The organism is Cellulomonas terrae, assembly GCF_007990265.1.
Taxonomy (GTDB): domain Bacteria; phylum Actinomycetota; class Actinomycetes; order Actinomycetales; family Cellulomonadaceae; genus Cellulomonas; species Cellulomonas terrae.
Map to the genome: position 1 here is coordinate 1 of NZ_BJWH01000013.1, position 17,460 is coordinate 17,460.

Genomic DNA, 17,460 nt, shown 5'->3' on the forward strand with positions numbered 1-17,460 from the left:
CCGTCGACCGGGGTTCGACCCGGTCGACGGGCCAGCAGAGCCGGCTAGGACGCGGCCACGTCGAGCACCCAGACCACCCCGAACCGGTCCCGGAGCATGCCGTACAGGGGCGACCAGCCGGCCGGAGCGAGGTCCTGGACGACCGTGGCGCCCTCGGACAGTCCCGTCCAGTACGCGGTGAGCTCGTCGGCGTCGGTACCCCGGACGGAGACGAACACCGGATTGACGCCGGGCTCGTGCGGGAGTCGGCCGGGGACGTCGTAGGCCATGACGTGGAAGCCGTTGTCGCCCTGGACCTGGCCCCACATGATCTGGGCGGCCTCGGCGGGGTCCTGGGCGGCGTGCGCGTCCTCGTACGTGACGAGCGCGAGCTCGCCCCCGAAGACGGACCGGTAGAGCTCCAGGGCGGCGCGCGCGTCGCCACGGAAGTTCAGGTGCGTGGTCGTCGTGATGGTCAAGGGAAGGTCCTCTCGGTAGGTGACAGGACGACGCTACGAACCATTGCGGCCACTTCCTGACCGCGTTGCTGCCATCCTGGAGGCATGGCGAACACCAGCTCCCGCACGTTGCGGCTGCTCTCCCTGCTGCAGGCCCGCCGGTACTGGCCCGGTCCACGGCTGGCCGAGGAGCTGGGCGTCTCCGCACGGACCCTGCGCCGGGACGTCGACCGGCTGCGCGAGCTCGGCTACCCCGTGGACGCGCAGCCGGGCGTGGACGGCGGGTACGCGCTCGCGGCGGGCGCGGCGTTGCCGCCGCTCGTGGTGGACGACGACGAGGCGATGGCGCTGGCGGTCGCGATCCAGTCGCACCTGGCGACGGGCGACGGCGGCGACTCGGCCCTGCGCGCCCTGACGAAGGTGGTCCAGGTGATGCCCCGGCGGCTGCGCGCACGCCTCGACGCGGTCCGCTCGTCGACGACGTCGGCCATCTGGGCCGCCGAAGTCGGCGCGCCGCTGGACCACGCCGTCCTCTCGACCGTCGCGCTCGGCTGCCGCGACCGGGAACGGATCCGGTTCGACTACGTCGCAGCCGCCGGGTCGCCGTCCTCCCGGCTGGTCGAGCCGGCCCAGCTCGTGGCGCTCGGCCCACGGTGGTACCTCGTCGGCTACGACCTCGACCGGCACGACTGGCGGACGTTCCGCATCGACCGGATCGTCACGGCCGACAGCACGGGCACCTCGTTCGCGCCGCGCACCCCGCCGTTCGACGACGTCGCGACCTACGTCCGGAGCCGCGTCCTCGGCGACTCGCACGCCGGTCGGCACCGCGTCGAGGTGGTGGTCGAGGCCTCGGCCGACGCCGTGCGCGCTCGCGTCGGTCGCTGGGCCGCGGTCCGCTCGGACTCGCCGACGCGCTGCACGATGACGATGGAGACGGACTCGCTCGAGGGGCCGCTGTTCGCGCTGGGCTCCGTCGGCGCGCAGTTCTCGGTCGTCTCGCCGCCGGAGCTGGCCGCGCTGGCGCACGACTGGGGCGCGCGCTTCGGGCGTGCCTAGACCGGTGGGCGTGCCGCCGACCGGGACCGGGCGAGGGCCAGCCCACCGAGAGCGGCCGCGAGCGCCCCGAGGACCACGGCCACGATCGCTCCGCCGAGCCCGTTGCCCGTGCCCAGGCCGCCGTCGGCGGTCACCGCGAACGCCGCGCCGGCGACGGCGCCGAGCAGGCCGAGCACGAGAGCCGCGACGGCGCCGGCGCGCCCCGTCCGGCGGGTGAGGGCGAGCCAGCCGATGACCACGGCGACGAGCGCCACGACGGCGACGACGGTGGGCCCGATCCGGCCGGGGGTGAGGCCGGTGACTGCTGCGGCTGCGTACGTGACGGGTGCCTCGTGCATGATCTGTCTCCTCGTCGGTCGGGTGCGTGTCCTGGGAAGCCTGTCTCTCCCCAGGTCGGCGGTCGTCCCGCAGGCGCGGGCTCTTCGTGCTGCCGCGTCGGCAGTCGACGGTGCCCCCCTACCGCAGCCGCGGTAGCCGAGGGTCCTTCCCGGGCGGGATCCGTCCCGGGTGGTGTCCGGCTACGGTGCCGGGATGGGCTCGCGACGGTTCGACGTCCCGGCTCCCGTCAGGGACGCGGCGGTCGCCGTCGGCGTGGCCGGTGCGCAGGTGGCCGCCGGGCTGTCGGGCGAGCCCCCGGCCGGCGCCCTCGGTCTCGCGCTGCTCGCGGGTGGCGGCCTGGCGCTCGGCGTCGCACGTCGGGCACAGGTCCTCGTGCTGGCCGTCACGGGCCTGTGTGCCGTGGGCGTCCAGGTCGCCGGGGTCGACGTGCCGGCCGTGGCCTTCCTGGTCGCGGTGTACGCGGCGATGCGTGCCGGACGCCGTGCGGCCACCGTGATCGCGAGCGTGGCCGTGCTCGCCGCGCTCCCGGTGGTGGCCCTGCTCTCCGGTCAGGACGCAGGAACGGCGTTCGAGCAGGCGCGCGACGTGCTCGAGCTGGCGTGGCTCGTCGCGGCGGCCGCGGCCGGGGAGGCGCTCCGGCAGGCCGAGCGGCGGGCCGACGAGGCGGAGCGCACGCGGGAGGAGGTCGCGCGGCGCCGTGCTGACGCCGAACGGCTGCACATCGCCCGCGAGCTGCACGACTCGCTCACCCACCAGATCGCGATCATCAAGGTGCAGTCCGAGGTCGCGGTCCACGTCGCCCGGCGCCGAGGCGAGCAGGTGCCGGAGGCTCTGCTGGCCATCCAGGCGGCCGGCCGGGAAGCGACGCGCGAGCTGCGCGCGACGCTGACGGCGCTGCGCGAGGACGACACGACCGTGCCCCGCGGCCTGGACGACGTCCACGAGCTCGTGCGGGACGCCCGGTCCATCGGTCTGGACGCGACGCTGACGATGGCGGGGGAGCGTCCCGACGTCCCGGCCGCCGTGAGCAGGACCGTGTACCGGATCGTCCAGGAGGCCCTCACCAACGTCGCCCGGCACGCCGAGGCGAGGACGGCGGCGGTCACGATCGACTGCCGTCGGGACGTGCTCACGGTGCAGGTCGACGACGACGGACGCGCCGCGCCCGACACGGTCCCGGTGCTGGGGGTGGGGCTGCTCGGGATGCAGGAGCGCGTCGCTGCCCTCGGCGGGCTCCTGCGGGCGCGGCCACGCGACGAGGGTGGTTTCACCGTGCGGGCCGAGCTGCCGGTGGGTGGCACGCCGTGATCCGCGTCCTGCTCGTCGACGACCAGCCGCTGCTGCGGAGCGGGTTCCGGGCGCTCCTGGACCTCGAGGACGACATCGAGGTGGTCGGCGAGGCGGGCGACGGGGAGCACGCCGTCGCGCTCGCGCGCGAGCTGCTGCCGGACGTCGCGCTGGTCGACGTCCAGATGCCGGTCGTCGACGGCATCGAGGCCACCCGGCGCATCGCCCGGGACCCGGGGCTCGCCGGGGTGCACGTCGTCATCCTGACCAGCTACGGGTTCGACGAGTACGTCCTCGACGCCCTCCGCGCGGGGGCGGCGGGGTTCCTGGTCAAGGACATCGAGCCGGAGGACCTGCTGCACGCCGTCCGGGTCGCGGCCCGTGGCGACGCGCTGCTCTCGCCGTCGATCACCCGCCGGCTGATCGACCGGTACGTCTCGCGACCGCCACGCCGGGACGTCGGCACGGCGTTGCACGCGCTCACCAACCGCGAGCGGGAGGCGGTCGCGCTCGTCGCCGAGGGGCTGTCCAACGACGAGGTGGCCGCCAGCATGGTGATCACGCCGATGACCGCGAAGACCCACATCAACCGCGCCATGACCAAGCTGCACGCCCGTGACCGCGGCCAGCTCGTCGTCCTCGCCTACGAGTCAGGGCTGGTGACCCCCGGCGGCCGCGCCTAGACCGGGTCGAGGCTCGGGTCGTCGACGAGGGCGGTGAGCGCCGGCGCGGTGACGTTGGCGCCGAACGCCGGGGTGCCCGGCTGCAGGCGGGCGCCGGCGCGGAGCGGTCCGACGACGACGGGGTCGAACCCGAGGCGGTCGACCAGCTCGGAGATCGCCGCGGTGTCGTCGGGGTCGTCGCCGGCGACGGCGATCGCCTTGCGCTCGGGGGTCCCGGCCGGCCGGGCCTCGCCGTCGAGGTCGTGGTAGCCCATGTGGTTGAAGGCCTTCACGACGCGCGACCCGGTCAGGTGCTCCTGGACGAGCTCGCTGGTGGTGGTCCGGGGGTCGGTGAGGTCGTCGCGGAGGCCGTCGATCTCCCACCAGTAGTTCATGGCGTCGACGACGAGCTTTCCTGCGAGCGGCTCGACGGGCAGGTCGCGGTACTTGCCCAGCGGCAGCGCGAGGATCACGACGTCCGCGGACGCCGCGTCGGCGGCGGTGACCGCGGACGCGCCGGGGGCGAGGACCTCGACGGTCAGGGCGATCTTCGCCGGGTCTCCCGAGCCCGCCACGAGGACGCGGTACCCGGCGGCGACGGCCAGCCGCGCGAGGACGGTGCCGACCTTGCCGGCGCCGAGGATGCCGAGCGTGGTCACGCGTCCGCCACGAGGTCGCGGACCATCGGGACGACCTTGGTGCCGTACAGCTCGACGTTGCGAAGACGCGCGTCGGCGGGCTGGGCGCCGGTGGTGTAGATGAGGTCGAACCGGCCGACCCCGAGGGCGGTGACGGCTCGGGCGATCTTCTGGGCGACGGTCTGCGGCGACCCGACGTACAGGGAGCCGTGCGCGACCTCGGCGTCGAACTCCTCGCGCCGCACCGGTGGCCAGCCGCGCAGCGCGCCGATCCGGTCCCGCTGGAGGCGGTAGTGCGGCCAGAAGATCTCGACGGCCTCCTCGTCGGTGTCCGCGACGAACCCGGGGGAGTGCATGCCGACGGGGTGGGCGGTGGTGCCGAACTGCTCGGCGGCCCGCCGGTACAGGTCGAGGTAGGGGGCGAAGCGCCGCGGGTCGCCGCCGATGATCGCGAGCATGAGCGGCATCCCGTACTGGGCGGTGCGGACGACGGACTGCGGCGAGCCGCCGACCCCGACCCAGGTGGTCAGGTGGCCGGACTCGGTCTTGGGGAAGACGTCGGCGTCCTGCAGGGCCGGGCGCGTGGTGCCGGACCAGGTGACCGGCTGCTCGGTGAGGAGCCGGGAGAACAGCTCGATCTTCTCCTCGAAGAGGACGTCGTAGTCGGCCAGGTCGTAGCCGAAGAGCGGGAACGACTCCGTGAAGGAGCCGCGGCCGAGGATGACCTCCGCGCGTCCCTCGGAGATCGCGTCGAGCGTGGCGAAGCGCTGGAAGACGCGCACCGGGTCGTCGGAGCTGAGCACCGTGACCCCGGAGCCGAGCCGGAGGCGGGAGGTGCGGGCGGCGATGGCGGCCAGCACGGTCTCGGGGGAGGAGACGGAGTACTCGGGGCGGTGGTGCTCGCCGAGCGCGACGACGTCGACGCCGACCTGGTCGGCGAGGACGGCCTCCTCGACGACCTGGCGGATTGCGGCGGCGTGCGAGACGAGCTCGCCGTCGGGTCCCTGGGGGCGGTCGCCGAACGAGTCCAGGCCGAGCTGGAGGGTGGTCATCACGTTCTCCTCGTGCGTCAGTAGTTGACTCTTCAACCATACCTGACCGTCATCGATTCCTGAGGTAGGAACGGGTGTGCCCATCCTCCCGACCGTCCGCGACCCCCGCCTGATCACCGTCCGACGCGGAGGCGCGCTCACCGACGAGCACCACCGCCTCCTCGCCGAGTGGGCGGTGCTGTGCGCCGAGCACGTGCTCCACCTGTTCGAGGACGACCACGCGGACGACCACCGGCCCCGCGACGCCCTCGCCGTCGCGCACGCCTGGATCCGCGGCGAGGTGCCCATGAAGACGGCTCATGCCGCGGCGTTCCAGGCGAACGCCGCAGCGCGCGGGCTGCCCGACCCCGCGAGGTTCGCCGCCCTGTCCGCGGGGCAGGCGGTCGCGGTGGCGCACGTCGCCGCACACGACCTGGGCGCCGCCGCCTACGCGATCAGAGCCGTCGGTCCGGCAGCACGGCTCTCCGAGCGGGACTGGCAGCGCGAGCAGCTGCCCGCCGCGGTCCGCGAGCTCGTCCTCGACGACCAACGTCGACGGAGCGCGATCTGCTGGCACGTGTTCGACGACTGACGTCAGGCGCCGTCGAGTCGCAGGAGGCCGGCCTCGGTGTGCCGCAGCCCGCACGCGCCCTCGTAGAAGTCGACGAGGCCCGGCTCGTAGTCGGCGTGCAGCGCACCGAGCTCCGCGTCGTGCAGGTCACCTCGGACGTGCAGCGCGATGTCCACAGGCGCACATCCTGCCGGACGAACCCACGAGCGCGTGGCCGGGGCGTGACCCGAGCGTTGCGCAGTCGTTGTGGAGAACTAGCCCGACCGGGGGGTGTCGGACGAGATGCTTGCGCACGACCGTCCCGGACCCGCACCATCGGGGCCGCGGCCGGCACGGTTGCCGTCACCTCGACCCTCGGAGCCCGCCATGTCGCAGATCCCCGTCCCCGCCCGACCGACCGCCGCGTTCGTCGGGGCGTCCTGGGTGGCGCTCCTGATCGCCCTGCTGGCCTACGGCGTCGGCTTGTGGAACGCGGAGCTGGACCCGTCGGAGAAGGGCTTCCTGGGCACCCTGATCCTGCTCGGCCTGTTCTCCGCGATCGCCGTGCAGAAGTCGGTCCGCGACCGCGCCGAGGGGGTCCCGGTGACGTCGATCTTCCTGGGCCTGTCCTGGGCGATGGTCCTGACGTCGCTGGTGCTCGTGACGACCGCGCTGGTCAACGCGCCCATCGAGCTCTCGGAGAAGGGCTTCTTCGGGCTGAGCTTCACGATGGCGCTGTTCTCGGTGGTCGCCGTCCAGAAGAACGTCCGCGACCTGGCCGCTGCCGGTCCTGCGCCCGTCGTCCCGAAGCCGCAGAACGAGCCGGAGGTCAAGACGACCGTCTGGCAGTGATCGACGGGCGACGACGTCGCCCTTCAGCCTGTCGTCCTCTCTCGAGGCTCGGCGTACCAGGTAGCCAGTGCGCTGGCCCGCTCGTGCAGGTCCGTGCGCAACCACGGCGGGTCCAGCACCTCGGCACCGGTCGCGAGCTGCCACAGCGCCCACCGGGCGTGCCGCCGGTCCTGGAACGTGACCTCCAGCCGCGACCAGCCGTCGGGCTCGGACTCGTCGGACAGCACGGCCACCGCGGTGCGCACGAGCTCGTCGCGCCGGGCGGCGTCCACCCGCACCCGCACCGCGACGAGCTCGCCGCCGGCCCGGAACTGCGCGCTGCGGTCCTGCCACACCTGGTCCAGGTCGACCCGGTCGGGCCGCTGCGCCGGCTCGGCGAGGACCTCGGCCGCCAGGATCCGGGACAGCCGGTACGTGCGGTCCGCGCCGGACCTCGTCGCCAGCAGGTAGCCCTGGTCCCGGACGGTGACCAGGCCGATCGGGTCCACGGTGCGCCATCGCGGGTCGTGGCCGACCGCCTCGTAGTGGATCCGCAGCCGGTGCCCGGTCACGACGGCGCGCCGGACCTCGGAGGCGACGGCGTCGGGGGCCTCGTCGACCGCGACCCCGCGGGCCAGGAGGTCGGTCCCCGGGTCGATCAGGAGCCGCCGGGTGGCGCCCGCCGCGGTGGCCCGGTGGCCCTCGGGCAGGGCGTCGACCACCTTGAGCATGGCCGACGCGAGCGCGGAGCCCAGGCCGAACGACTGCCCACCGCGGCGGGACCCCGCGACCAGCAGGGCGAGCGCCTCGTCGTGACTCAGGCCGGTGAGCTCGGTGCGGAACCTGGGCAGCAGCGCGAACCCGCCGTGGCGGCCGCGCTCGGCGTACACCGGGACGCCCGCCGACGACAGCGCCTCGATGTCGCGCAGCACCGTGCGGGTCGAGACCTCGAGCTCGCCGGCCAGCGCGGACGCGGACATCCGGCCGTGCTGACGCAGGAGCAGGACGAGCGAGACCAGCCTGTCGGCGCGCACCTCACCAGCCTACGGCGATACACGACACAGGGTGTCATGTATTTCCGGAAGGCTGACCAGCACGACGTCCCACGACGAACGGAGCGGAAGATGGCGATCGAGCGCACGGCAGTCAACCCGGTGGAGTGGTCGCTGGAGCTGGGGTTCTCCCAGGGGGAGATCGTCTCCGGGCACACCCGGACCCTTCACTGCTCGGGGCAGACGGCGGTGGGCGCCGACGGGGCCCCGCGGCACGACGGCGACATGGCGGCGCAGCTGGCGCTGAGCGTGGACAACCTGGAGGCAGTGCTCGACGCGGCCGGCATGTCCCTGAAGGACCTCGTCCGGCTCGCCGTCTACACCACCGACGTCGACCAGCTCCTGGCCCACTACGGCGTCCTGGCGGGGCGGCTGGGCGCCGCCGGGGTCGTCCCGACGATGACGATGCTCGGGGTGAGCCGGCTGGCGATCCCGGGCCAGCTGGTCGAGCTCGAGGGCACCGCCGTCGCCTGACGGCACCCGTGCCGCCCCCGTCAGACCTTCGATGGACGCGGCCGCCGTCGGGCGCCCGGAGCATGGGGCGCACGGCGCAGGTCCGGCGGAGGAAGTGGTGGCGATGGGCGATGGTCGTGGGCGGTCCGTGACGCGAGGAGTGCTCGGCTGGCTCGTGCTCGGCGTGGGCATCGGCGTCGCGATCGGCGTGGCCGAGGCCGTGGGCCGGTGGGCCTCGCTCGGGACGGCCGGCGTGATGGTGCTGCAGGCGCTGCTCGCGTCCGCGCTCGTCGTGCCCGCCGTCGTGCTCCTGCGCACGCGCGCCGACCGCCGCTCGCTCCCGGGCCTCGGGCTCGACCGGTCGGTGGCGCTGCCGGTCGGGCTCGGGCTCGGGGTGGGTCTGGGGACCGGGGCGATCGTCTGGGTCCCCGCGTGGCTGGTCGGCTGGGTCGAGGTCGGGGACGTCGAGCCGGGTGCGCTCGTCCGGTTCCTGCTGCTGAACACCCTCGTGCTCCTGCTGTTCGAGGCGTTCCCGGAGGAGCTGGCGCTGCGCGGCTACACGTGGTCGACGATCCGCGACGGCTGGCGCGTCGCCGCCGCGACGCTGGTCACGACAGCGCTGTTCCCGTGCACGAGCCTGGTCATCAACGCGGCGAGCTGGGCGTCGGCGACCGTGCTCGGGTCGGCACCGGACGCACCGACCGTGTTCCCGGCCGGGGCGGACCCCGTCGCGTACGTCGTGCAGCTCGTCGTGTTCGGGCTCGTGCTCGTCGCGGCACGTCGCGTCCCCGTGCGAGGCGCGCTGCTGGTCGCGGTCGCGTTCCACCTCGCGCAGCTGACCGTGAACCGGCTCGTGCTCGGCGGCACGAGCTGGCTGCCGACCGGGGTCGACGTGGAGCTCGCGCACCCCGACGTGATCGCCCTCGTGCTGGTGCACCTCGCCCTCAGCGGACTCGTGCTCGTCCTCCTGCGTCGACGGGTCCACCCACCCGCCGGTGGAGCGCCGGACACCACGCACCTCGTCCTGCAGGGCGACGGCCAGCACGTTTAGCACCGGCAGGCCACACGTCCGGCGCCCGGCGGTATCAGCCGACCCCGGCGGGCGCTCCTGCTGTCGCGCGGGCCGCCCGGTCCGGCGCCGAGCGCATCGGGAGGGGTCGTGGGCTCCAGCAGGGGTGTCCTGTCGAGGGGCGGCTCGATCCTGTCCGGGCGGCGCACCGCGGCCTGGCTCTCGGCGTTCGCCGTCGCCGCGACCGCGCTCGTCTCGCCCACGCTGCTCGGACGCGGGACGCCGGTCGAGCGGTTCGCGCACCGGGCGGGCTCCGTCTGGGTCGTCTCACCGGCGGCCGGCCTGCTGACGCTGCTCGACGGCGCGTCGGAGCAGGTCGTCGCGAGCGTGCGGGTCGGCGGTGCCGGGCACGACCTCGGTGTGGTGCAGGCAGGGACCGACGCGTACCTGACCGACTCCACCGCCGGTGCGGTGTCGCGCATCGACGGCGCGACGCTCGACGTGTCGGAACCGGTGACGTTCGCGTCGGGCGACGGCGGTGACGTGCGCGTGCTGAGCGGCGGCGGCGAGCTGTACGTGCTCGACCCGGCGGGCGCCCGCGCGCGGCTGGTCGACCCGCGCGAGCTCCGGGTGCGTTCCGACCTCTCGCTCGCCGCGACACCGGGTCCGGGGCAGGCGGTCGTGGACGACGCCGGACGGCTGTGGCTGGTCGACGAGGCGCGCGGCGGTCTGACGTGGTTCGACTCGGACAAGCACGTCCTGCGCGACGTCGCCGGCCCCGACGACCGGCTCGTGCTCGTGCAGGGCAGGCCCGTGCTCGTCGACACGGCGCGGGCGCTCGTGCAGACGCTCGACGCGCAGGGCCGGCCCGCGGTGCAGTCCTGCCTCGACGTGCGCGACGACGACGTGCGGCTGCTCGGCTCGTCGACCGGCGCGGAGCTGTACGCGGCACAGTCGGCGACGGGCTCCTTGGTGACGGCCGCCGTCGGGCGCGACGACTGCGAGCGCGTCGTCGAGCTGGCGGCGCCCGGCGAGGCGGACTTCGGGGAGCTCGTGCAGTCCGGTCCGTTCGTCTTCGTCCCGGACCGGGCATCGGGCCGCGCGAACGTGGTGGACACGCGTGACGGGCAGGTCACGAGGCTCGACCTCGTCGACCCCGGGCACGACGTCGAGCTCGTCGCCGCCGGCGGCTTCGTGTTCTACAACGACCGGGACGGTGAGGAGGCCGGCGTCCTGCGGCACGCCGACGGGCGGTGGAGCGTCTCCGACGCGGTGCAGAAGTTCGACCCGGGCACGGGCGAGCCGCCACCGGCACCGACCCCGTCGCCGCAGCCGGCACCGGCCCCGCCGGCCGACGCCGCCCCGTCGCCCGAGCCGCTGGTGAACGAGGCGGACCCGACGTCACCACCGACTGCTCAGCGACCGCTCACGCCTCCCCCCACGGGTGGTACGCCGAGAGGCGGTGCCGGAGCCCAGCCGTCCGCCCCACCACCGCCACCGGTGCCGGTGCCGCCGACCGTCGGACCGATCACGGTGTCGCCCGCCGTCCCGATGCTCGGCGAGGCGGCGACCTTCACCGCGACGGCGAGCGGTGCCGACGGTGCGACGTGGGCGTGGTCGGTCGCCGCGGGGTCCGGGGCGCCCGTCGCCACCGGTGCGGACGCCGGTTCGTTCACCGTGACCCTGCCGACCGACCAGGGCCTCGCGTTCGTCGTGACGCTCACGGTCACGACCGCGGCAGGCGCTCAGGCGGCACCGCCGCTGACGGTCACCGCGACACCGTCGACGGCACCCACGATCTCGTCGGTGACGTCGAACGAGAGCGTCTACTACCCGTACACCAGCGCCAGCCTCACGGCCGTGCACTCCGCAGTCCCTCCGGGCGGCACCGTCGAGTGGTCGATCACCCGGGACGGCGTGCCGTTCGCGGGGCCGGTGCCCACCGCTCCCGGCGAGCCGTTCGGGACGTCCGTCGGGGAGCCGGGGCTCTACCGCGCGACGGTCACGGTCACGGTCGACGGCCGGAGCGCGAGGGGGTCGGTGGACTTCAAGGTCGAGTACGTGTGCGGCCCCACCCTGTCGACCGACGTCATCGACCTGCGGGCCGAGACGTCGAGGGTCGTGACGGTCACGTCCGACTGCATCGGCACGAACGTGTTCGAGGTCGCCGTCGCCCCGTGGCTGTCCGCACCGGGGAGCGTCACGGTGCCGCAGGGCGGATCGGGCACGTTCACCGTCGTCCGCTCGACCGGTCAGCCTCCGAGCGACGGTGACCACCCGGAGTCCGTCGTCGTCACCTACGCGTCGGGCAGCATCGGCTCCATGCAGGACCGGGCGACCGTCCAGGCGTACCGGTCCCCGGACCTGTCCTTCCCGTTCGCGCCCGACGGGTGCCGCAACATGGACACGTTCGGCATCGCGTTCTTCGCGACGGTGGCGGACGACAACATCGCGAGCGTCACGCTCTCCGTCAACGGGGCCAGCTACCCGATGCTCGACATCGCACCGCCGGGCGGCTACCGCGCGGTCGTCGACCCGGCACTGCTGGGGTCGGCGACGACGTGGCAGATCATCGCGGTCGACGCGTTCGGCCTCCCGAGCACCCTCAGCGGCGCGAGCCCCTGCTGGTGAGCGGGTCTCAGGCCGTCGCGAGCCCGTCGGCCAGGTGGCGCAGGACCAGGCGGCCGGTCCGCGCGGCAGGCGGGGTGGTCGCCGGGGCGTAGGCCACCCGTCGGATCACCCGTCGGCCTGTCGTCTCGCGTCGGGTCAGCCACCGCACGACCAGGAGGTGCCCGACCCCGGCGACGGCCTCGTCGGGCCGCGGTCCCGTGACGACCTCGCGTGCACGGCCCGCGACGCGCAGCCGTCGGGCCTGCTCGGCCACGACGTGCTCGATGAGCGAGGCGACGTTCCGGGGGGTGTCGGGGACCTCGTCGAGCAGTGCGGTGACCTCGCCGTGGCCCGCGACCGTGAGCCGCTCCTGGAACGTCGCGAGGCGGTCCTCGGACCAGTCGTCCGCGTGGTCCGGGAGCGGGTCGACGAGGGCGGTGCGGCTGCCGAACACGGGACGGTCCTCCAGGCTTGACGACGGCGCGCTCCGCGCCAGGGTCGAGTGTGCGGGTGCGCCGGCCGGCGCGTGCCCGATTCGCACCCTTTTCGCCCGATTGATCGACTCGGTCCCGTCGCCGCACCCGTTGGGGTGACGCGCCGCTGATCGCATCGGACCGCGATGATCGGGCCGCGCCGCTCGCGCGTGCCCGAGAGTGGAGCGCGGAAGGGAGCACCGTGATCGCCTCGCTCAACCGGCTCGTGGACCTCGTGGAGGACGACCTCACCGAGGAGCTCGACGTCGTCTCCGTCGCCGCGTCGCTCGGGACGACCGAGTACCACCTGCGCCGCCTGTTCTCGTCGCTGGCCGGGATGCCGCTGTCGGAGTACGTGCGCCGCCGGCGGATGACGGTCGCCGCGGCGGAGGTCGTGAGCGGCTCCGGGGACCTGCTGGGCATCGCCGTACGTCACGGCTACGGCTCGACCGAGGCCTTCGGCCGGGCGTTCCGGTCCGTGCACGGCATCGGTCCCGGCCAGGCCCGGCGTGACGGTGGGCCCCTCCGCACCCAGCCACGCCTCAGGTTCCGCCTGACCGTCGAAGGAGCAGACCCCATGGACGTCCGGATCGTCACCCGACCCGCCTTCCGCCTCGCCGGGCACGCCGCCCGTGTCCCGCTCGTGCACCACGGCGTCAACCCCGCCATCGCACAGCACGTCGGCTCCCTCCCGCCGCAGGAGCACCTGCGGCTGAAGGCGCTCGGGGACACCGAGCCGCGCGGCCTGCTCGCCGTGAGCACCGACCTCGACCCGGACCGTCGGGAGGGCACGGAGCTCACGTACCTGCACGGCGTCGCCGTGACCGACGCGGCGGAGGTGCCCGACGACCTCGACCTCGTGCCGGTGGAGGCCGGTTCGTGGGCGGTCTTCCGCGCCGCCGGTCCGTACCCGGACACCCTGCAGGCGGTGTGGGCGGCCACCGCGACGGAGTGGTTCCCGTCGAACCCGTGGCGGCTCCGCCCCGGCCCCGAGGTGGTCGCCGTCGTCGACCGTGCGGACGACTTCAGCACCGCCACCGTCGAGCTCTGGCTGCCCGTCGAGGCGGGCTGAGGCCGACCAGGCGTCGTCGCGCCCTCGCCGCGCTACCTTGCAGACAGGATGCACCGCCCGTCCGCCGCACCGAGAGGCGACCCCGAGTGGCCACCGTCCTGTTCTGCCCGGTGACCTTCAACCTCGCCGAGACCACCCGGATGATCCAGGTGGCGCGAGCGCTCGACCCCGCACACCGCGTGCTGTTCCTGGGCTACGAGGACGACTACGTCCCCCTCGTCCGGGACGCCGGCTTCGAGTACGTCCCGGGCCGGCCGGCATGGACCCGTGCGCAGCGTGAGCAGGCGCTGGCGTTCGACCAGGGCCGCTCGGTCCGCAGCCCGTTCACCCGTGAGCTGGTCGGTGCGCGGGTCGACCTCGAGCGGCGGCTCATCCGGGAGTCTGCCGCACGCGCCGTGGTGACCGGGTCGAACCTGACGTCCTTCCTCTCGGCACGGGCCGAGAGGGTTCCACTGTTCTTCCCCGTCCCGTTCGCGCTCACCGGACCGCACGTCGCGCAGACGCGCACCCTGTACCTGGTACCGGGGAAGGGTCGTCCCGCCCGGTGGGCCGACCGGGCCGTCACCTCGGCGTTCCGCTGGGTCTACACCTCCGCACCGCTCGCGCCCCACGCCTTCACGCAGGTCGCGCGCGCCCACGGGGTCCCTCCGCTCAGGACGATCGCGTCGCTGCTGACGGCCGACCGCAACCTGGTCACCGAGATGCCGTGGGAGCTCGACGGGTTCGACCTGCCGGAGACGTTCGAGCGGGTCGGGCCGATCTTCGCGCACATCGACAGCCCTCTGCCTCCCGTCGTCGGCGAGCTCGCAGCCCAGCCGGAGCCGCTCGTCTACCTGGGTCTCGGCTCCTCGGCCGACCGGTCCCTCGCTCTCGATGCGGCTCACGTCCTGGGCTCGCTGCCCGTCAACGTGGTCGCGCCGATCCGGCACTACCTCGCCGACGGGGACGTCGTCCCGCCGAACGTCCACGTCACGGACCTGCTCCCGGCGCACCTGCTCGGCGGGCTCGTCGACGCCGCCGTCCTCCACGGCGGGCAGGGCACCGTGCAGACCGCCTGCGCGACGGGCGTGCCGTTCGTCGGCATGGGTCTGCAACCGGAGCAGACCTGGCACGTGCAGATGTGCGCCGCCCGGGGCAACGCCGTCGCCGTCCGGCCGAGACGGGTCCGCGCCGACCTCGCAGGCGCCCTGCGGCGGGTCCTGACCGATCCCGCGGTCCGACGGGCCGCCGACGAGGTCCGGGACGCCTACACCCACGAGGACGGCGCCGCGGCGACGGCCCGGATCATCGAGGCCACCCTGCGGGACGACGCGACGACGTAGCGTCCGCGGACGCGGGACCGTCGGGCGTCCCTCGGCAGTGCCCGACGGCCCCGCGGACGTCACCGCGGGAACGGCATCCAGTTCTTGTCGATCCAGTTCGGGTAGCCGGCGTCCATCGCCGACGTCTCCCCGTCGATCCGCACATAGCGCGTGCCACGGAAGAAGTAGATCTTGTGGTTGTCGCGACGCATGAGTGCGGCGTCGATGCCGCCGGTGAACGAGGCGGGCAGCCCGGTCCAGTTCCCGGCGATCGGCTTCGGGTACCCGGCGTCCATGGTGGCGGTCGCCGTGGTGAGCCGCGCGTACTGGTTGCCCTTGAAGAAGTAGATCTTGTCGTTGGACTCGCGCCAGAACGCGGCGTCGATCCCGCTCGTGAACGACGCCGGCAGGCCGTTCCAGTTCCCGGCGATCGGCTTCGGGTACCCGGCGTCCATCGTCGCGTTCGAGCCTTCCAGCCGCACGTACTGGTCGCCCTTGAACAGGTAGATCTTCCCGTTCGACTCACGCCACAGGGCCGCGTCGATGTTCGACTGGAAGGCCGTCGGGATGCCGACCCACGCGCCCTTGATGCGTCGCGGGTAGCCGTCGTCCCGACCGTCGCCGACGTCGGTGTACCGGATGTACTCGTCGCCGCTGAACAGGTAGACGGCATCGTTCGACCCGCGCCACAGGGCCGCGTCGACGGACGTCTGGAACGGCCCCCACCCGAGGTGCTTCGGGGTGAACGAGCAGACGGCGAGCGAGTTCGACTTCATGATGCACGCGACGGTCGCGCCGTCGCAGTTGGCGCAGTTGCCGTTCGCGAGCGTGTAGAACCGACCGGCCGTCGAGTCGCACCTGCAGTTGCTGCTCGCGTACTCGTCGGGGGCGCCGAAGATGTGCCCCGTCTCGTGCGCGAAGACGCTGTCGATGTTGGACCGGCCCCAGCCGTCGTTGTCGAGGTGCATGACCAGGCGCGGGTACCCGGCGTACCCGAACCACCCGACCGGCCAGCGTGTGAAGAACGCGGCATAGGCGGCGTCCACGCCGTACGACGACTCCAGGTTCGCGACGAAGGCGTCGAGACCGGTTGCACCCGCCTCGTGGCCCAGCGCCGCCATCGCGGGGTCGCGCCACAGCAGCTCCGCCTCGCCGCGGGAGAGCCCGAGCGGCGCGGGATACCCCTCGTCCACCCCCTCCGGCACGTCGCTGAAGCGGACGTAGCTCCCTCCCTTGAACAGGTAGACGGCCCCGTTGCTGTCGCGCCAGAGCGCGGCGTCGATGCCCTCCTGGAAGTCGTCCGGCATCCCGCCCCAGTTCGGGTCGAGCGGCTTCGGGTACCCGGCGTCGACCCCGTCGGCGACCGCGCTGAACCGCACGTACTGGTCACCCTTGAAGAAGTAGATCTTGTCGTTGTCCTTGCGCTGCAGCGCGGCGTCGATGCCGCTGGTGAACGACGCGGGGAGTCCGGGCCAGTTGCCCGCGATGGGCTTCGGGTACCCCGCGTCCATCGTCGAGGTCGTCGTGTCGATGCGCGCGTACTGGTCGCCCTTGAAGAAGTAGATCTTCTGGTTCGACTCGCGCATGAACGCGGCGTCGATGCCGCTGGTGAACGACGCCGGCAGACCCTTCCAGTTCCCGGCGATGGGCTTGGGGTACCCGGCGTCGATCCCGTTGGCGACGGCCGAGTACCGCACGTACTCGCTGCCCCGGAACAGGTAGATCCTGCCGTTGGAGGACCGCATGAGCGCCGCGTCGATCCCGGCGTTGCCGGTGCCGTCCGTGCCGCCGTACCACTCGTCGGGGAGCCCGGGCCAGCGGGCGCCCGTCCACGGCTCGACGTCGACGGTCACGATGCGGATGTCGTACGTCCAGGTGATGTTCGCCGTCGGCTGCTGGTCCGCCAGCCACTCGGTGCCGTCCTGCACCTCGGCGATCGCGTCGACGATCTCGTCGAGGTCCATCCCGTACCCGCTGCCCTCGGGCGCGTCGACGAAGACCAGCCCGACGGCGACCTCGTTGATGAGCCGCTCCGGCTTGGTGGGCGTGGCGGACGCGGACGCGCCGGCGCTGCGGGTCGTGAGCGTGGCGGTCTCGGGGGGCGCGCTGCGTCCGGTCGTGGTCACCGCGCCGGGTCGAGCCGCCGTCCCGGCCGGGAGCGTCCCGGCTCCGGGCGTGCCCGCCGCGAGGTCGCCGTCGGCGGGGTCGGGTCGGGCGCCGCCCGTCGGGGAGTCCCACTCCGCGCCGGCGTGCGGCCGGTTCTGCTTGCGGCGCAGGTGCTCGGGAGAGCTGCGGCGCAGCCGCGCGGCGAGCGCGAGACGGTCGCCGTCCCGGGACGTCCCGCTCGCGCGGCGCGTCACCTCGTCCGCGGTGAGCAGCCGGAGGCCGCGTGGTGCGCGCTCCGTCCCCGACGGCACCTCGGCCACGAGCAGCCGCGCCCCCAGCCGCTGCTTGACGACGACGCCCGCCCGCGCGAGGTCGTCCGCCAGGTCTGCGAGGTGGACCCCTTCGTCCAGCTCGATGATGCGTTCCATGACAGCCCCCTGTCGACACCGGGCAGCGCCGTGCGCGCGCCCGTGATGAAGGAGGAGCCGCCCGTGCGGCGGGAGATACGTGCCCGCGCCGCTGGCGCCTGGTCCGGCCGGAGAGACCAGGC

The 17,460-nt window shown here is 73.8% G+C and carries 18 protein-coding genes; 10 read left to right on the plus strand and 8 right to left on the minus strand.

Going from position 1 to position 17,460, the window contains the following annotated elements; translation table 11 throughout:
- Positions 1 to 44: 44 nt before the first annotated feature.
- Positions 45 to 458, minus strand: a complete 414-nt coding sequence (locus tag CTE05_RS12490; protein ID WP_146846617.1) for a VOC family protein — start codon at positions 456 to 458, stop codon at positions 45 to 47.
- An 84-nt stretch (positions 459 to 542) separates the two neighbouring features.
- Between CTE05_RS12490 and CTE05_RS12495 the strand changes: the two genes are divergently transcribed.
- The gene (locus CTE05_RS12495) at positions 543 to 1,496 is read left to right on the plus strand and encodes a helix-turn-helix transcriptional regulator (RefSeq protein WP_146846619.1); all 954 of its coding nucleotides are present in this window, start codon (positions 543 to 545) and stop codon (positions 1,494 to 1,496) included.
- Here CTE05_RS12495 and CTE05_RS12500 read toward each other — a convergent pair.
- Entirely contained in the window at positions 1,493 to 1,834 is a 342-nt protein-coding gene (locus tag CTE05_RS12500) for a DUF6223 family protein (protein WP_146846621.1), read from the minus strand. The genes CTE05_RS12495 and CTE05_RS12500 overlap by 4 nt on opposite strands.
- A gap of 193 nt (positions 1,835 to 2,027) precedes the next feature.
- Between CTE05_RS12500 and CTE05_RS12505 the strand changes: the two genes are divergently transcribed.
- Positions 2,028 to 3,143 carry a sensor histidine kinase gene (locus CTE05_RS12505; protein WP_146846623.1) on the plus strand — a complete coding sequence of 372 codons (1,116 nt, stop codon included), beginning with the start codon at positions 2,028 to 2,030 and terminating at the stop codon, positions 3,141 to 3,143.
- Positions 3,140 to 3,805 carry a response regulator gene (locus CTE05_RS12510; RefSeq protein ID WP_146846625.1) on the plus strand — a complete coding sequence of 222 codons (666 nt, stop codon included), beginning with the start codon at positions 3,140 to 3,142 and terminating at the stop codon, positions 3,803 to 3,805. The genes CTE05_RS12505 and CTE05_RS12510 overlap by 4 nt, the downstream gene beginning before the upstream one ends.
- On the opposite strand, the gene CTE05_RS12515 is transcribed toward CTE05_RS12510, so the two are convergent.
- Complete coding sequence (locus CTE05_RS12515) at positions 3,802 to 4,443, minus strand: NADPH-dependent F420 reductase (protein ID WP_146846627.1); 642 nt, start codon at positions 4,441 to 4,443, stop codon at positions 3,802 to 3,804. The two genes, CTE05_RS12510 and CTE05_RS12515, sit on opposite strands and share 4 nt — an antisense overlap.
- Positions 4,440 to 5,474 (minus strand): LLM class flavin-dependent oxidoreductase, encoded by a 1,035-nt coding sequence (locus tag CTE05_RS12520; RefSeq protein ID WP_146846629.1) that lies wholly within the window; start codon positions 5,472 to 5,474, stop codon positions 4,440 to 4,442. The genes CTE05_RS12515 and CTE05_RS12520 overlap by 4 nt, the downstream gene beginning before the upstream one ends.
- A gap of 76 nt (positions 5,475 to 5,550) precedes the next feature.
- Between CTE05_RS12520 and CTE05_RS12525 the strand changes: the two genes are divergently transcribed.
- Positions 5,551 to 6,045, plus strand: coding sequence for a putative immunity protein (locus CTE05_RS12525; RefSeq protein ID WP_146846631.1), 495 nt, complete (start codon positions 5,551 to 5,553; stop codon positions 6,043 to 6,045).
- 2 nt (positions 6,046 to 6,047) lie between these two features.
- On the opposite strand, the gene CTE05_RS20310 is transcribed toward CTE05_RS12525, so the two are convergent.
- Positions 6,048 to 6,200 (minus strand): hypothetical protein, encoded by a 153-nt coding sequence (locus CTE05_RS20310; RefSeq protein WP_186814855.1) that lies wholly within the window; start codon positions 6,198 to 6,200, stop codon positions 6,048 to 6,050.
- 190 nt (positions 6,201 to 6,390) lie between these two features.
- Here CTE05_RS20310 and yiaA point away from each other — a divergent pair, with 190 nt between their 5' ends.
- Positions 6,391 to 6,855 (plus strand): inner membrane protein YiaA, encoded by a 465-nt coding sequence (gene yiaA / locus CTE05_RS12535; RefSeq protein ID WP_146846633.1) that lies wholly within the window; start codon positions 6,391 to 6,393, stop codon positions 6,853 to 6,855.
- A gap of 23 nt (positions 6,856 to 6,878) precedes the next feature.
- Here the strand turns inward: yiaA and CTE05_RS12540 are convergent, their stop codons facing one another.
- Positions 6,879 to 7,868, minus strand: a complete 990-nt coding sequence (locus tag CTE05_RS12540) for a helix-turn-helix transcriptional regulator (protein ID WP_146846635.1) — start codon at positions 7,866 to 7,868, stop codon at positions 6,879 to 6,881.
- 96 nt (positions 7,869 to 7,964) lie between these two features.
- On the opposite strand from CTE05_RS12540, the gene CTE05_RS12545 reads away from it, so the two are divergent.
- The 3 genes from CTE05_RS12545 to CTE05_RS12555 all read left to right on the plus strand — a co-directional run bounded on the left by CTE05_RS12545 (position 7,965) and on the right by CTE05_RS12555 (position 11,979).
- Complete coding sequence (locus CTE05_RS12545; protein WP_222595481.1) at positions 7,965 to 8,360, plus strand: RidA family protein; 396 nt, start codon at positions 7,965 to 7,967, stop codon at positions 8,358 to 8,360.
- 127 nt (positions 8,361 to 8,487) lie between these two features.
- Entirely contained in the window at positions 8,488 to 9,390 is a 903-nt protein-coding gene (locus tag CTE05_RS12550) for a CPBP family glutamic-type intramembrane protease (protein ID WP_146846639.1), read from the plus strand.
- A gap of 108 nt (positions 9,391 to 9,498) precedes the next feature.
- Complete coding sequence (locus tag CTE05_RS12555) at positions 9,499 to 11,979, plus strand: NHL repeat-containing protein (protein ID WP_146846641.1); 2,481 nt, start codon at positions 9,499 to 9,501, stop codon at positions 11,977 to 11,979.
- A 7-nt stretch (positions 11,980 to 11,986) separates the two neighbouring features.
- Here CTE05_RS12555 and CTE05_RS12560 read toward each other — a convergent pair whose 3' ends face one another.
- The gene (locus CTE05_RS12560) at positions 11,987 to 12,412 is read right to left on the minus strand and encodes a hypothetical protein (RefSeq protein WP_146846643.1); all 426 of its coding nucleotides are present in this window, start codon (positions 12,410 to 12,412) and stop codon (positions 11,987 to 11,989) included.
- Between the two features lie 221 nt (positions 12,413 to 12,633).
- Between CTE05_RS12560 and CTE05_RS12565 the strand changes: the two genes are divergently transcribed.
- Positions 12,634 to 13,503, plus strand: coding sequence for an AraC family transcriptional regulator (locus CTE05_RS12565; RefSeq protein WP_146846645.1), 870 nt, complete (start codon positions 12,634 to 12,636; stop codon positions 13,501 to 13,503).
- Between the two features lie 86 nt (positions 13,504 to 13,589).
- The gene (locus CTE05_RS12570) at positions 13,590 to 14,825 is read left to right on the plus strand and encodes a glycosyltransferase (RefSeq protein WP_146846647.1); all 1,236 of its coding nucleotides are present in this window, start codon (positions 13,590 to 13,592) and stop codon (positions 14,823 to 14,825) included.
- 59 nt (positions 14,826 to 14,884) lie between these two features.
- On the opposite strand, the gene CTE05_RS12575 is transcribed toward CTE05_RS12570, so the two are convergent.
- Entirely contained in the window at positions 14,885 to 17,338 is a 2,454-nt protein-coding gene (locus CTE05_RS12575) for a hemopexin repeat-containing protein (protein ID WP_146846649.1), read from the minus strand.
- Positions 17,339 to 17,460 lie beyond the last annotated feature (122 nt).